This is a genomic window from Mesorhizobium sp. P2_B11 (genome assembly GCF_056404855.1).
Map to the genome: position 1 here is coordinate 90,751 of NZ_JBFUDF010000011.1, position 15,760 is coordinate 106,510.

The 15,760-nt window shown below is 64.2% G+C and carries 12 protein-coding genes; 4 read left to right on the forward strand and 8 right to left on the reverse strand.

The window, feature by feature from the left end; all coding sequences use genetic code 11:
* Positions 1-6: 6 nt before the first annotated feature.
* From AC1DYJ_RS29050 to AC1DYJ_RS29065, 4 genes are read left to right on the forward strand one after another with little or no spacing between them, the layout of a single operon-like run.
* The gene (locus AC1DYJ_RS29050; protein ID WP_477287422.1) at positions 7-1,980 is read left to right on the forward strand and encodes a tyrosinase family protein; all 1,974 of its coding nucleotides are present in this window, start codon (positions 7-9) and stop codon (positions 1,978-1,980) included.
* Between the two features lie 42 nt (positions 1,981-2,022).
* Positions 2,023-4,668 (forward strand): LodA/GoxA family CTQ-dependent oxidase, encoded by a 2,646-nt coding sequence (locus AC1DYJ_RS29055; protein ID WP_477287424.1) that lies wholly within the window; start codon positions 2,023-2,025, stop codon positions 4,666-4,668.
* 2 nt (positions 4,669-4,670) lie between these two features.
* Positions 4,671-5,087 (forward strand): hypothetical protein, encoded by a 417-nt coding sequence (locus tag AC1DYJ_RS29060; protein WP_477287425.1) that lies wholly within the window; start codon positions 4,671-4,673, stop codon positions 5,085-5,087.
* Positions 5,068-6,183, forward strand: coding sequence for an NAD(P)/FAD-dependent oxidoreductase (locus tag AC1DYJ_RS29065; protein WP_477287427.1), 1,116 nt, complete (start codon positions 5,068-5,070; stop codon positions 6,181-6,183). Before AC1DYJ_RS29060 ends, AC1DYJ_RS29065 begins: the two co-directional genes overlap by 20 nt.
* A 30-nt stretch (positions 6,184-6,213) precedes the next feature.
* Here AC1DYJ_RS29065 and AC1DYJ_RS29070 read toward each other — a convergent pair whose 3' ends face one another.
* From AC1DYJ_RS29070 to AC1DYJ_RS29105, 8 genes are all read right to left on the reverse strand, one after another.
* Positions 6,214-7,218: an ABC transporter permease gene (locus tag AC1DYJ_RS29070; protein ID WP_477287429.1), complete on the reverse strand. Its 1,005-nt coding sequence runs from the start codon at positions 7,216-7,218 to the stop codon at positions 6,214-6,216.
* Positions 7,219-7,257: 39 nt separating this feature from the next.
* Entirely contained in the window at positions 7,258-8,775 is a 1,518-nt protein-coding gene (locus tag AC1DYJ_RS29075) for a sugar ABC transporter ATP-binding protein (RefSeq protein ID WP_477287431.1), read from the reverse strand.
* Between the two features lie 233 nt (positions 8,776-9,008).
* The gene (locus AC1DYJ_RS29080; protein ID WP_477287433.1) at positions 9,009-10,112 is read right to left on the reverse strand and encodes a sugar ABC transporter substrate-binding protein; all 1,104 of its coding nucleotides are present in this window, start codon (positions 10,110-10,112) and stop codon (positions 9,009-9,011) included.
* A gap of 245 nt (positions 10,113-10,357) precedes the next feature.
* Positions 10,358-11,068, reverse strand: coding sequence for a ribose 5-phosphate isomerase A (gene rpiA, locus AC1DYJ_RS29085; protein ID WP_477287435.1), 711 nt, complete (start codon positions 11,066-11,068; stop codon positions 10,358-10,360).
* Positions 11,069-11,089: 21 nt separating this feature from the next.
* Positions 11,090-11,929 (reverse strand): MurR/RpiR family transcriptional regulator, encoded by an 840-nt coding sequence (locus tag AC1DYJ_RS29090; protein WP_477287437.1) that lies wholly within the window; start codon positions 11,927-11,929, stop codon positions 11,090-11,092.
* A gap of 2 nt (positions 11,930-11,931) precedes the next feature.
* Entirely contained in the window at positions 11,932-12,585 is a 654-nt protein-coding gene (locus tag AC1DYJ_RS29095; protein ID WP_477287439.1) for an HAD-IA family hydrolase, read from the reverse strand.
* 46 nt (positions 12,586-12,631) lie between these two features.
* Positions 12,632-14,149 carry a xylulokinase gene (xylB, locus tag AC1DYJ_RS29100; protein WP_477287441.1) on the reverse strand — a complete coding sequence of 506 codons (1,518 nt, stop codon included), beginning with the start codon at positions 14,147-14,149 and terminating at the stop codon, positions 12,632-12,634.
* Positions 14,150-14,152: 3 nt separating this feature from the next.
* Positions 14,153-15,616: an aldehyde dehydrogenase family protein gene (locus tag AC1DYJ_RS29105; RefSeq protein ID WP_477287443.1), complete on the reverse strand. Its 1,464-nt coding sequence runs from the start codon at positions 15,614-15,616 to the stop codon at positions 14,153-14,155.
* Positions 15,617-15,760 lie beyond the last annotated feature (144 nt).

Sequence of the window (15,760 nt, forward strand, 5' to 3'; positions counted from 1 at the left end):
CAGCCAATGCCTGAGGCGCCGTTCACCTGGAGCGACGTCGAGGCGATCCTCACGGCTGCCGGCGGCAATGAGGGGCCAGGCAGYCTGACGGGACTGACGCTGCCGGACTTCCTGACGCTGCAGCTGCAAGGCATGCCGCTGATCGCGCCGCTCACCACGACGTGCTGCGGCACCAGCGACGCCAAAGGCCGCGGCGCGCGCTCGGCGCTGATCCGCGGTCTGCGCGGACTGCCGCCCTTCGACGGCAAGCAGTTCCCTCGCCTGCCCTGGGGCGGCAAAGCTGTCGCCGATGACGACATCGACCGTATCGAAACCTGGATCGAGGAAGGCTGCCCCGGCGAGCTAATCGAAACGGTCGCACTCGCCGGCGAAGTCAGCGTGGCGACGGAAGCCCGCGTCGAGGTGAAGGGGCTTCCCGGTCCGATCTTCGGCCCGGCCTCCGATCCGGCGGCGTGGCGCTACGCCAAGGGCGAATTGCGCCAACGCATGGATGTCGATGTTCTCGACAACGGACAGAAAGAGCGGCTGCGCTACGCCTTTCGCGAGCTCTACAAGCTCAACAAATGGGTCGGTGACAAGCGCAGCTACAACAATCTGGCGCTGATCCACCAGAACCACTGCCAGCATGGCTGGGAGCGCTTCCTGCCGTGGCATCGCGTGTATCTCTATGAATTCGAGCAGGCCTTGCAGGATTTCTGCCCCGACGTGACCATGCCGTGGTGGGATTTCCCGGCCTCACGTTACAAGCCGGAAGATCCGGCCAATGGCGCGATCCTTCCCGATGCGTTCAAAGGCTTCCTAACCGAAGACTCGGCGCGCTTCCTGCGCGATCACGGTTTCCCGGCCAAGATCGACACGCTGGTCGGCCAGCTCTGGGCCAATCCGACTGAGATCTATGACGCGGTCAGCAAGGCCTGCGGCAAGGACTATGTGACCGGCGAAAACCGCAAGCGGCTGATCGATGCGCTGCTCGACGCCAATTCGCTGTGGTACCCACTGCGCTATTCCAGCCAGTTCGGCAAAGGCACCATCAACAGCGTCATCCACTACCACTACCCGGCGCAGGAGGACATTGACGAGATCCTGTCGCTGCGCACCTTCCGCGACTTCGGCGGCGGCAGCCTCTATGTCGACAGTTTCGGCTTCCTCGACCAGAACCCGCACAACACCATGCACATCTGGACCGGCGGCATGAACCCGGCCTTCAAGACCGACGCGCCAACCGACCGCAACAGCGCGGTGCGCGTAGCTGGCCGCAAGTTCCACCAGCGCGACGATCTCTATTCCGAGCCGCAGTTCGGCGACATGTTCTCCAACCTGACGGCATCCTACGACCCGATCTTCTGGCCGGTGCATGCCAACATCGACCGGCTGTGGTGGCGCTGGCAGCAGGAGCATCCCGACGGCCTGCCGGCCGATCTCGATTCGGCGCTGACGCCGTGGAGCTACGCCGTGCGCGATACGCTCGACATGAACCGCTTCGGCTATGAATATGTGCGCGGCGGATGCCTGATGCCGGTCGGGCTGACCAGCCCGGTCGGACGCTTCGTCTCGGCGCCGATCACCGTGCCCGACGCGACCAAGAGCTTCCGTTCGGCGGAAGTCCGGCTGCACCGCGTGCCGCAACTGCCGCGCTCCTGTTTCATCCGCGTGTTCCTCAACACACCGGATGCCGATGCCTCGACGCCGCTCAACGTGCCGGGCTATGCCGGCTACGCCGCCGTGTTCGGCCATGGCGAATGTTATGGCGGGCCTGGGCATTGCGAAGTGCCGCCAGCGGAAAACCGCAAGTTCGACCTGCGCGAGCGCTCCATGAACACGCCGCGCAATCATCGCATCGACGTAAGCCGCGCCGCGCGGCGGATGATCGCGGCCGGCGCCACGGCGATCACCGTCAGCCTGGTGGTGATCGGCGCTTCCTACGAGGAAGATCGCGAACTGCTGCGGCTCGACGGGGTCTCGCTCAACTTTCTCGACTGACCAAGACAACACGGCCGGCACTGGCACCCGAGGGAAAATCAAATGGCCGACCCCAAGATCTATCGCATCCATCCCGCCGTCGGCATTGCCCGGCTCGGCGACAGTCCCGAGGCCTTCTGCATCTCGCCTGAAAAGCCGGCACAGATGCCGATCGAATGCGACGCCAACGGCAATGCCGCCAAGGGCGATGCGCCGATCAAGCATTTCAAGGACAGTAAGGGCCGCATCAAGCGCCAGGCGGCGCGCTTCCAGATTTTCGCCTATGACGCAGACAATCCGGACGGCGTTGCGCTGAAGATCGACGACCATGTCGAGGGCGGCGGCAACAGAGGCAAGCTGGTCGATATCCAGTGGCGGGTGCAACTCGCCAACAAGAAGGCGGCCTGGTTTACCTTCGACGGACTGCGCGGCGAAGCCGGCTACCCCGACGGCACGCCGCTGCGCAACCCCGATATCACCGATCCGATCGAGCGGCAGAAGCTGGTCATCGACGCCGGCCCGCAGGCCATCGATTGCAAGAAGCGGCGCAAGGCGAGCTTCGGGCGCGCCACCAATCCGGCCTATGCCGTCACCTTCCCGCCGACCGGCATGGCGCCCAACGACATCGACACGCTGGGCGACATAATGACCGACGATGCCGGGCGACTGCTGGTGCTCGGCGGACACGGCAACAGCGGCTCGTTCCTCTCCGGCTTCGGCCATCCGCGCATCGAGACCTACGCCAACAGCGATGGCTGGTTCGACGACATTTCCGACGGGCCGGTGATGGCGCGGCTGGTGATGATGGAAGAGCGCGTCCAGAAGCTGCGCTACATCGACGTCGAATATCCGGCCTGGGTTCTGGTCGGCTATCCGCGCTACGCGCCGGAAGTGCTCGACATGATCACGCTGGAAGACGTGGTCGAGGACATGTCGATCCGCGAATTCGGCTATCGCACCGATATGTACGGCACGGCCGGAACGTTCAACGCGCCGCAGAAGATCGACCCGACCGACACCGCGGCCCTGCTGCACTGGAAGGCCGGACCGGTCGAGTGGAACCCTGCCTATCGTCCGTGGTTTTGGCGCGACATCTGGCCGATCATTTTCCGCGCCGACGAATTCTCCTATTTCGCCAACATCCTGCAGCAATCGAATTTTCCGCACAACCAGTCGAGCCGGGGCACGTTCGATCCCTACCGCCTGTGCATCCCGCCACGCGTCGCGCCGCGCGGGCTGGCGGCGAAAGAAGGCCTCGCCAGGGACGATCAGGCCAGCGGCCGCCTACTCGAGGTGGCCGTCGAGCCGAGCCTGATGCTGCTCGACGCCACCCAGGCGCCGGGTGCGGCCAAAGATGCCGTGGTCGGCGAAGCCGGCGAGACGCTCAAGGTGGCCGCAGCGGCTTTCGCAACTGCGGTCTGCCCGCCCAGCGATGGCGAAATGCCACGCACCTATGCCCAGCGCTGGCAAAAGATTTTCGCCGACAACGATAGGGTGGCCGATCCATCCTATGCCGAGGCACTCGGTGCTTTCGACGCCGCGGTCACGGGCGTGATCGAGCGCATCGCAGCTTCTATCGCACCGCCACTGGAATCAATGCTCGAACTTGCGCGGTCTTCTTCACGCCAGGAGCCGGGCGAACCTGACCGCACCACCGATCCGGACGAACCGATCGGAGTGGCGCTGCGGCGGCTGGCGTTCGAGTATCGCTCCGGCCAGCTGTTCGATCGCGCGCTTGCGGCGGCGGTCAAGGACGCCACCACCGATCCCGGCCGTTCCGCGCGGCAATATCTGTTCGACCTGCTGCGTAAACCCGGCGAGGAAAACCTGTTCCAGCTTGAGGCCAATCCGGCGACGCGCACCTATCATCTGCCGCTGATGCCGCTCTTGGCCGGCGACAACCCGATCACCAACAAGACCGTCAGCAAATTCCTGCGGTTGACCGACACGCAGCTGTTCCTGCTGCGGCAATGGGCGGCGGGCATCTTCATCGACGAGGTCGACGCCGGCTTTGCGCCTGCAATCGACCCGTGGCAGCCCTACAAGGACTGGAATGTGCCGGGCGGACGCGGCCTCGACCAGGGCGTGCTGTCGAACGGACTTGGCGGCGCCTTCTGCCCGGGCGGCGAAGTGACCTGGATCATCCGCAATCCGGCAATCTGGCGCGAGCCGTACCGGATCAAGGCCGACCCCGAATGGTATACGTTCGGGCTGACCGCTGCGCAGGAGAACGCCAACAATTGGGACACCCCCCTAAGCGAAGAAGGCTACATCGCCTATGCCTCCGACCCGCTGTCGCTCAGCAGCGATTTCGACATCGGACTGCAGCCGGGCGATCTGACCAAGCTCAGCGGCCTGCCGTGGCAGGCCGATTTCAACGAATGCTCTACCCAGACCATCGACGTCACCTATGAGGAGTGGAACGTTCTTTACCCAGACAGCGTCGGCAACACGCTGATGGAGCGCGAACGGCGTGTGTGGGAGACGCTGTGGTGGCCGGCGCACCGGCCGATGCAGGTCTACTACCCCGCCCAGCCCAACCCGCAGTTCCGCAACTGGGCCCGCGGCATTCCGCAGACGCTCGCCGGCGACCTCAAAATGGTGACCGAATGGTCGAAACTCGGCTTCATGGTCCGTAACCCCGGCGGCGGGCTCGATCAGCCCTCGCCCGGCGTCAAATACATCTGCGTCGAAGATTCGGGAGAATGACGATGACCAATCCCTTTGTCGGCAACTGGACCTATCGCAGCTTTCTCAACGATCCCGATCTCAGCAAGGCAGCCAACGACCTGTTGTTCGGCGAAGGCACGCTGACCATCGTCGAGCAATCGCAGACCGAACTCTCGGGAACCATCGGCGGCCCCGGATGGTCGCTCGATCTGCGCGGCAGTTTTGGCTACGGCTCGCCGATGCAGGTGCGCTTCCAGGGCAAGGGCGTGGTCGGCGGCGAAGAGTGGATCTACGACTATATAGGCTGGCTGGTGCCGGTGTGGCCAAACAGCACCGACCGGCTAGAAGTGCCGGCGATCGTCGGCTCGGTGGTGCGCACCATCCCGCATTCGGGCGACGGCGGCAGCACCAATCCAGCAGGGGTGGTGGCATCCTTCTATGCCGTCAGAGCAGGCTGATTTCGTCGTCATCGGTGGCGGACCGGCGGGTGCCGCGGCCGCGCTGACGCTGCGGCGTCACGCGCCCGGACGGCGCGTGGTGCTGATCGAGGCCGGCCGACACGACCGGGCCAAACCAGGCGAAGTTTTGCCGGCGGTGGCGCAAGGGCTGCTGCGCCAGCTCGGGGTCTGGGAGCCGTTCCTTGCCAAGAATTTCGTAGAGAGCCGCGCGCTCATTTCGGCCTGGGCCGGGGATGCGCCGGAAGAACGGCCCAGCATCTTCTCCGCCCAGGGCGCCGGCTGGCAGCTCGATCGGGCGCGGTTCGACCGATTGCTGGTTGAGGCAGCAGCGGCGGCAGGCGTGGAGGTTCGGCTTGGCTGCGCAGTGCATTCGGCGCTGCGCGAAGGCCAGGGCTGGCGGCTGGAGCTCGCCGATGGAGACATTCTCGCCGACGCGGTGATCTGGGCGACCGGCCGCAGCTGGGCGCTGGCGCGGCCCTTCGGCGCGACGCTCAAAGTGCATGCGCACCTTGCGGCCTACACACGCTTCTTCGACCGCGCACCTGGCGATTGCCGGATGGTCATCGAGGCGCGCCCCGAGGGCTGGTGGTACAGCGCCGACCTGCCTGGCGGCAGCCGGGTGGTGGCGTGCTTGACCGATCCCGATTTGGGTAACGAACTGCGCGACCCGAAATCCTGGTACCGCGCGCTTGCGGCAACACGATTGATCGCACCGCTGTTGCCCGACGGCGCGCGCGAAACCTCTGTCACGGTGAAATCGGCGGGAACCGCCACGATCGAGCCGGCCGCCGGTGAGCGCTGGGTTGCGGCGGGCGACTGTCTGTTTGCCGCCGATCCGCTGTCATCGCGCGGCATCGTGCATGCGCTGCGCTCAGGCATCCTCGCCGCCTATGCCGCGTCGGACATGATCGACGGCCGCGACGAGCTCGCCCGCAGGCGTTACGCGATGATCGCCGCGCAAGGCTTTGCCGACTACGTCCCGGCACTCTCTGCTCACTACGCCGCCGCCGCACGCTGGGATACAGCCTTCTGGCAACGCCGCCGGCCCGAAAGGCATGCGATGCCCGGCCCCGTCGGAAGCCGGGCAGCGTCCTGAAATCGAGAGCTTACCGAGTGGCACCGTGCATCAGGCGAAGTAGCGCACCCGGATGGCGTCGATGGCGACTGCGATGAAGATCATGACGCCGCCGATCATGCCAACATAGAAGGACGGCACGGAGACGATGGCGAGACCGACCTGGATGACGGTCAAAAGCATCACGCCGCCAAGCACGCCGACCACATTGCCACGTCCGCCGAACACGCTGACGCCGCCGATGATCGGGGCGGCGATGGCGTAAAGCAGATAGCTCGAACCCTGGTTGGAGGTGATCGCCATCTGCCAGGAGCCTAGCAGGAAACCGCCGATGCCGGCCAGGAAGCCAGCCATCGAATAGGTGATGATCTTGATGCGGTCGACACGAATGCCGGCGGAGTTGGACGCCACCGGATTGCCGCCCACGGCATAGATGCTGCGGCCGAGCACGGTGCGGCGCAGAATGACCGCGACGACGATCAGCGCGACCACGAAAACCACCGGCATGATCGGCCAGCCGGCAATCGCCGCCTGCCCGATCCAGACATAGCCGTCAGGCAGATTGGTGATCGTGCGGCCTTGCGTCAGCGCCAGCAGCGCACCCTGCAAGATGATCATCATCGACAGCGTCTGGATCAGCGACACCATGCGCAGCTTGGTGATGCACAGACCGTTGAAGAAGCCGATCGCCGTTGCCACGGCGACACCGATCAGCATGGCGAGGAACCAGGGCAAGCCGAGATCGGAATAGGCCATCGCGCCGATGGCCGAGGAGAAGCCGAGATTGGCCGGCAATGACAGGTCGATCTCGGCCACCAGCAGGGGTAGCGCCACGGCAAGGCCGATCATGCCCAGCACCGTCGCCTGCACCATGATGTTTTGGAGGTTAAAGGTGGTGAAGAAGAACTGATTGAACAGGCCGAAGAAGATGACCAGCGCGATCAGCCAGATCCACACCACATTGTGCAGGACCCAGCCAAGAAGGTAGCGGCCGCCCTCACGCTTCGCAGGAGTGGAGCTCGGCTTGGTGGCGGCGGCAGTGGTCACTTGGCTCATCGTGTTCTTCCCAGTCGAATGGTGCTGCGCTCGCGAGTGTCAAGCATTGGCTTCGGCGCCCTGGCGCAGCCGTTCGCTGGTGATCGCTTCGCCCGAAAGCTGGACACGGATCGCGCCGTTTTCAAAAATGCAGACGCGGTCGACCGCGCGCACGATCTCGTCCGTATCGGTCGAGACGATGATTACGCTGACGCCCGATTTGCTCAGCCCATCGATGATGCGCAGCACGTCCTGCTTGACGCCGACATCGATGCCGCGCGTCGGCTCATCGAGAATCAGCAGCCGTGGATTGGTGGCGAGCACGCGGCCGAGGCAGACCTTCTGCTGGTTGCCACCGCTCAGTGTATCGACGATGGTTGCCGGACCGGCGGCCTTGATGCCCATTGCCTGGAAATAGCGCTGCGACAACACCTTCTCCGCCTCAGGTTTGAGGAAGCCGGACTTCGCCACTGCCGCCAGCGACGACAGCGAGATATTCTCGCCGATGGTCATGGAGGCGATGTTGCCGTCGCGCCGCCTGTCATCGGACAGGAAGGCGATGCCGATATCGAAAGCCGCGCGCGGATTGGCCGGCAGCGGCCGTGCGGCCTGCGCCTCCAGGGCGATGCTGCCAGACGCGGGAACCAGGCCGAACAAAGCGCGCGCCAGTTCCTTGGCGCCGGCGCCGGGCAGGCCGGTGAAGCCGACGATCTCGCCAGCATGGAGATCGAATTCGGGGACCGCGAGATGTCCGTTGTCGACATTGCGCACACGCACCGCCGGCGCTTCGCCCTCGAAGCTGCGGCGCTCGCGCTGAAACAGCGCCAGGCCGCGCCCCAGCACCAGTTCGGACAGCTGCTCCGAGGTCAGCCTGCCGACATCTTCCGTGCCGCCGGCCAGCACGCCGTCGCGCAGCACCGAACAGGCGTCGCAGATCTCGAGGATCTCGTCATTGTAGTGCGAGATGAAGATGAAGGTGACGCCCTGTGCCTTCAGCTGACGCATGAAGGCGAAGAGCTGCACGCGGTCTTCCACCGTCAGCGCCGCGGTCGGCTCGTCGAGGATGATGACCTTGCCGCCGCCGAACATGGCGCGCAGGATGTTGAGCTTGCGCCGCGCCACCGCGTCGAGGCGCCCGGCAAGCGCCTGCGGGTCGATATGCGTGCTTTCCAGCATGCGCGCGGCGTCCGCCTTGAGCTTGCGCCAGTTCACGAAGCCGTTCTTGCTCGGCCAGATGCCGAGCATCAGATTCTCGGCCGCCGTCGCATGATCGATGATCATGGGCTCCTGCGTCACCAGGAACACGCCGGCCTTCTCCATCGCCTTGACGTCGACATTGGCGATCGGCGCGCCGTCGAGAAAGATCGCGCCCTCGGTCGGCACGCGCTGTCCCGATATCAGGCCGACCAGCGTCGACTTGCCGGCGCCGTTTTCACCCAGCAAGCCGTGGATKGTGCCGCGGCGGATCGACAACGACACGTCGCTCAGCGCAACGGTCGCGCCATAGCGCTTGGTCAGGTTCTCAACCCGGAGGATGAAGGGATCCTGGTCAGGCTGCGTTGCGGAGGAAGCTGTCAACAAGAACTCCCGGTTGAGAGACGGTCCGCCGGCGCCCACCATGTCCCGAGCGGGCTCTACAAGGTGGCGCGTCATGGGTCGAACCACAGGCAGTCGAGGCGGAAAGTGCCACGCCGTCAAGAGGCGGCGTGGCACGGCAGGCGTTGGCCGATTTCTGAGCATGATCCCGAAAAGTGGGAACCGGTTTTCGGAGAAAGATCATGCTCCAAAAAGATCGGATCGAGCTTCGCTTCTCAAGTGTAGGGAATGCCCCACTCCTTTTCCGCGATCGCGCCCCAGTGCCGCTTGTCGGCGGCATTGGTGGAGTCGATCACGAAAGGCGGGATGATCAGCGTCGGGCCTGGCTTGCCGGCGACGATCTCGCCCTTTTCCCAGAAATACTTCTTGTTCTCATAGGTGCCGAGCGGCACAGCCTCGCCCTTGATCGCATGCTTGACCAGCATCTCGACCGCGATCTCGCCATAGGCGATCGGGTCTTGTGATACGCAGGCGTCCATGTAGCCGTCCTGGATCCACTTCAGCGCCACCGGCTCGCCGTCGATGTTGACGAAGATGACATGGCCTTCCTCGCCGGCCTTCTTCCAGCGGCCCTTTTGCTGCAGCGCCGTGACGATGCCGCGTGAGGGCGAATCCGACGGCGCGTGCACGGCGTCGAGGTCGGGGAATTCCGAGAGCGTCGACAGCGTGACCGCGAGCATCTTGTCGAGCGCGCCTTCGGTCGGGCGGGCCAGATATTTGATGTCAGGGTATTTGGCGAACTCTTCGTCCATGCCTTCCTTGCGCAGGCGCCAGGCAACGCTTTCCAGCGCGCCGAAGCAGTTCAGCACCGTGCCCTTCGCGCTGCCATGCTTTGCGGTCAGGCGCTTGATGATCTCCTGCGCCGCCATGACGCCACCCAACTTGTTGTCGAAGCTGACGGTGATGGCGACATCGCCGCCGTCGGAAGGCGTGTCGATGATGGCGACCGGTATTTTCTTCTGGTTGTAGCGCTTGATGGCGCTGACGATCGCCTGGCTGTCGATCGGATCGGACACGATCGCCGACGGCTGGCTGAGCATCAGGCTCTGCCACTGCTCGAGCTGCCTGGTGTTGTCGAAGCTGGCGTTGGTGGCCTGGAATTTCATCGAGCTGGCGCCTACGGCGCGCTTCACCGATTCTTCCTGGATGACGAAGAAATAATAGTCGAGGCTCTTGTTGCTGTTGGGGATGAAGCCGGCGTCCTGCGCCCATGCCGAGCTGCCCGTCAAAGCGGTCGCGCCCATGGCGGCGCCGATGGCACCGCCAGCCTTCAGCAGGCCGCGGCGCGTGATTGCATTTACCCGATTGAATTCGTCCATCTGTTCCTCCCTGAGATACCGATGTAGCTTTACTAGCTAATAAATCACAGCGCAAGCGCCTCTGAAGGCAAACGCCGTCGAAAATTCCGACGCTGTTTCCGCACCCAGATTTTTGGCGAAACTTGAGTTATAGCTCACTAATATCAGATAGTTACCGCATTAGCAGCATTCGACGGCGGGGCAACACGATACGGCCGCCCTCGGATGGAAGCTCCTGTGGGCGGATCGGTAGAAAATAGGTTTTACTACGCCGCGCGTGTCACGACATAACTCGTGCCGTCGAGGCGTCCCACCACCATCCCTTCCGACTCGCGGGTGAACAGGCCGTTCTCGACCACGCCCGGAATGCGGTTGAGTTCGATCTCGAGCCTGGCGGGCGCCGATATCGCGCCGCACCGGCAGTCGAGGATGAAGTTGCCGCTGTCGGTCACCACAGGCTGGCCGTCGCGCATGCGCCGCGCGATGACGGCGTTCTTGATGCGGTGGCGGACAAGGGCGTCGGCGACCATTCGCTCGGTCTGTTTCCAGGCGAACTGGACGACCTCGACCGGCAGTGGAAAGGCGCCGAGCTGCTCGACGATCTTGGTCTCGTCGCAGACCGTGATCATGCGCTTGGAAGCATGCGCGATGATCTTCTCCCACAGCAGGCAGGCGCCGCCGCCCTTGATCATGTTGAGGTCGCGGTCAATCTCGTCGGGTCCGTCGATGGTCAGGTCGATTTCGCCGATCTCATTGGGGTCGGTAAGGGCGATGCCGACTTCGCGCGCGACATCGTTGGTGGAGCGCGACGTCGTGGTGCAAGTCAGCTTCAGTCCGTCGGCGACATGCTTGCCGAGTTCGCGCACGAAGAAATGCGATGTGGTGCCCGAGCCCAGCCCAAGCTTCATGCCATCCCTGACATATTCCGCGATGACACGACGCCCGGCGGCTTTCTTGGCTTCATCCTGTGCGCTCATCGATACGGTTCCTCGTATTGTCTAGATCTTGTCCGTCTGCCAGGAATCGAGCGCCGGCAGCTGGTCGGGGAATTCGCTGCCGCTCGTCATGGCGATCGCCGTCACCAGCATGTTGACGATGAGATGATGGTTGAGGCGCGAGGCCAGCGGCGTCAGCAGTTCCGTGCGGTCATAGGGCAGCACGGCGATCAGCACGTCGGAGACATGGGCGAGCGGACTTCCGGCCGCCGTCACCGAAAGCACGCGCCCGCCCCTGGCGCGTGCGGCGATCGCAACATCGACCATCTGCTTGGTATGGCCGGACTGCGAGAAGATCAGCGTCACCTCTTCCGGCCGTGACGTCTCGGCGTGAAGCCATTGCTTCTTGCGCCCGATCAGCGCGGCACAGCGTATGCCCAGCCGCTGGAACTTGTGCTCGGCATCGAGCGCGGTGATTTCCGAAATGCCGCTTGCATAGATGCCGACCCATGACGCCGAATGCAGCAGCTTCGCACCCGCCTCGACCTGTTGCGGGGCAAGATCCTCGAGCAGGCGCTGGATGGCATTGAGCGAATTGCGCGCCGTCTTGCGCACGACATTCTGGATCGAGTCGCCCTGCACGATCTGCTCATAGGCAAAGGGCGCCGACGGCACCAGGCTTTGCGCCAGATGCAGTTTGAAGCCCTGATAGCCCTCGAAGCCGAAGCGCCGGCAAAAGCGCATGATGGTCGGGTCGCTGACGTCGCAGGCCTGCGACAGCCGCGCCATGCTCATATGGATGACTTCGCCGGGATTGGCGCTGACGAAGTCGGCGACGCGGCGCTCGGCCGAGCCCATGCCGTCGCTTTCCTGGACGATCCGATGCAATAGGCTTGTGCTCATCATCAGCCCCCTTGCCCGGCTTGAGCGGGCATTGTGTCCCAGAGATCGCGCAACCGGGTCAGCCGCGACCCGGGGGGCACGTCGAGTTTACCGCCGCTGCCCCAGGATACCGCGAAAAACGGAATGCCGGCGGCACGCGCGGTAACCTGGTCGACGGCGGTATCGCCGATATAGGCCCAGGACGTCTGGCCCAGTTCCATTGCCTGCGCCACTGCCTGGAGGTGGCGCGGGTCCGGCTTGTTGGCCGGCGCTATATCGGCGCCGACCACGATTTCGAAGAGATGCGCGATGCCGAGAATTTCCAGAACCTTCAGCGAAAGGCCCTGCGGCTTGTTGGTGCAAATGCCCATGCGCATGCCGGACTGGTGCAGCGCTTCCAGATCCTCGCGCACATAGGGATAAAACAGCGTGCGGCCGGCCGGCGCGCGCTCATAGTTGGCGAGGTACTCCCGCACCGCCTCGTCCACCGTAGCATCATCGCTCGGCAGGCCGACAGCCACCAGCAGATCGAGCAGCAGCCGGCGCGGACCGAAGCCGATGAACTTTTCGACGAAAGCGACGCTCTGGACCGGCCAGCCACGACGTTCCAGAACCTCGTTGACGGCGCCCGCAATGTCGGGCGCGCTGTCGATCAGCGTCCCGTCGAGGTCGAACACCAGGGCTTCATAGCGCGGCTTTTGAAGGAGCGTCCTTCCATCTCCTCTAGCGGTCCAGCCCGGCCGCGCCGAGGGCGGCGAAGCTGGGGGAAAGGGCGCCATACAGGCCGCGATAAATCTGGAAGGCTTCGCGCAAGGCTTTTCCCGCCACCGGATCGGGAACCTCGCGTGTCACCGTACGGCAGACCTTTGCCGCCTCGACCGCGCTCTGCCAGGTGCCGATGCCGACGCCGGCGACGAGGGCAGCGCCGAAAGCCCCGCCTTCGGCAGCCCCTTCGGTCGTCACCACTTCGCAGTCGAACAGGTCGGCCTGCATCTGCCGCCACAGCGCTGAGCGCGCACCGCCGCCTGACGCCTTGACGACGCTGCCGCCGACATTGGCCTGGCTCATCAGCGAGAAGATATCGAAGAGCGAATGGGTTACGCCCTCCATGACACTGCGCGCCATTTCAGGTGCGCCATGCCGCGCCGACAGGCCGACGAAACCACCGCGCGCCGATGGGTCCGGATGCGGGCAGCGTTCGCCATTGAGATAGGGCAGGAATAGCAGCCCGCGCGAGCCGACCGAAGCGCCCGCCGCGATCTCGGCGATCCGCTCGGCGGACGGTGCTGCGCTCGAAAAACCGGCCAGCACCGAACGCAACCATTCCATCGCGCCGCCGGCATTGAGCGAGACGCCCATGCAATGCCATTTGTCCGGCGCGACATTGCAGAACACCTGCAACCGCCCTTCCGGATTCGCTGCCGGTTCATCCAGAGCGGCTGCGACGATGCCTGCCGTACCGATGGTGGTCTGCACATCGCCGGGCGCAATCACGCCGGAGCCAATGGTCTGGATGACGCTGTCGCCGCCACCACCAACCACCGGTATGCCGGCCTCAAGGCCGAACAATTCCGAGCCGGACCGGCTGACCTTGCCGCTGACGACATGCGATTCATGGCAGGCCGGCAGAATGACTGAGTCGATCTCCAAGAGGTCGAGCAGACCGGTCGCCCATGTCCTGCGCCTGACATCGAACAGGCCGGTACCCGAAGCGTCGGAAACCTCGGTGGCGACCTCGCTGGTCAGCACCAACCGCAGATAGTCCTTCGGATTGAGCATGTGCCGCATCTGGCCGAACAGCCCGGCTTCGTGATTGCGCATCCACACGATCTTGCCGCCAGTGAAGCCGACCAGCATGCGGTTGTTGGTCAGCTTGAGCAGCCCTTCGACGCCGCCGGCGCGTTCAGTGATATCGGCACACTCAGCACTGTTGCGCTGGTCGTTCCACAGGATCGCCGGGCGCAGCACACGATGGCTGGCGTCGAGAGCGGTCAGTCCGTGCATCTGGCCAGACAGGCCGATTGCCACGATATGGACGTCGCTCCGCTGCGACCGTACGCCAGCGACCGCGGCGCGTGCGCCATCGACCCAGAGCTGCGGATCCTGCTCAGTCCAGCCCGGCTTCGGCTGCGACAGGCCATAGGTCGCCGTCTGGCTTGCCAGCACTGCACCATTGGCGTCGATCAGCAGCGCCTTGCAGCCCGATGTTCCGATATCGATGCCGAGAAGACCTTCGATCATCCACTACGCTCCCTTCGGTTCGTCGTAGCGGATGCGGATATGCTTGAAGTTCAGATATTCGAGCATGCCCTCGCGGCCATGCTCGTAGCCGACACCGCTCTGCTTGCGGCCGCCATAGGGCGCATTCATGATGCCGGCGTCGACATTGTTGACGGCGACATTGCCATAGTCGAGCCGCGCCGAGAGATAGCGCACCTCGTCCATGTCCTTGGAGTAGACGTAGCTGGCGAGGCCATACAGCGTGTCGTTGGCGCGTTCGATCGCCTCGTCCAAGCTGTCGAAGGCCATGACGCCGACGAGCGGACCGAACGTCTCCTCGCTCATCACTTTCATCAGGTGCGTGCAGCCGGCGACCACGGTCGGGCGGAAGAAATGGCCGCGCGCGAAAGCCTCGCCTTCGGGCGCGCTGCCGCCGGTGATCAGCCTCGCGCCTTTGGCGAGCGCGTCGGCCAGATGCTCTTTGGTCTTGGCGAGCGGCTCGGCCGAGGCCATTGCGCCGAGATCGGCGTCGGGGCGTTCGATGCCATTGCCGATCACGAGTTTCTCGGCCGCAGCGCCCAGCTTCTGCAGGAATTCGGCTTCAATTGAGCGGTGGACATAGATGCGGTTTATGGCGATGCAGATCTGGCCCATGTTGCGGAACGAGCGGCGCACCGCGCCCTTGACCGCGGCATCGAGATTGGCAGACGCGGTGACGATCAGCGGACAGTTGCCGCCGAGCTCCAGCGACAGGCGCTTGATGGTCGGGCAGGATTGCTGGATGCGCAGGCCGACGGCGCTCGAGCCGGTGAAGGCGATCTTGTCGATGCCGGGGTGCTCGACCATCGCTTGCCCGACCTTGGCGCCGGGCCCGGTCATCACATTGACGACGCCTGGGGGAATCTGCGCCATCTCAGCCATCCGGGCGATGGCAAGTGCTGTAAACGGCGTCAGCTCCGCCGGCTTGATGATGATGGTGCAGCCGGCGGCAAGTGCCGCGCACAGTTTCCAGCCGATCAGCTCGGCCGGATAATTCCAGGGCGTGATGGCGCCGACCACGCCGATCGGCTCGCGCACGACAAGGCTTTCGTGATCGTTGGTCGGGTTGGGGATGATCTCGCCATGGATGCGCACCGCTTCCTCGGCGTAGAAATGGCAGGCTTCGGCGAGCTTCAAAATTTCGCCCTTCGCCTCGTTGAGCGGCTTGCCTTGTTCCAGCGTCATGGTGCGCGCCATGCCGTCGGCATCGGCGGCGATCGCATCGCCAAGTCGCTTCAGCGCTTTGGATCGATCGACCGGCGGCAGGCGCGACCAGCTCTTGAAAGCCTTGCGCGCGGCCACGACCGCGGCATCGATTTCAGCTGGCGTTGCCGCCGCGATATGGCCGATAATCTCACCGGTGGCCGGATTCTCGACAGGGATGCGGTCGCCCTCGCCCTGGCGCCAGCTGCCGTCGATAAAGAGCTTTTCGGAGAATTCCCCAATCACGGCCGGCGTGTCTCCACCTCTGTCCGCACACGGGCGGTCTGATCCACCCACTGGTCATAATATAGATTTACTACTTCAGGCAAGCGGGGCTGCTCGCCGTTTCCTAAAAAGTCGTTCGGTTTTCGGAATATCATCTTATCTGAT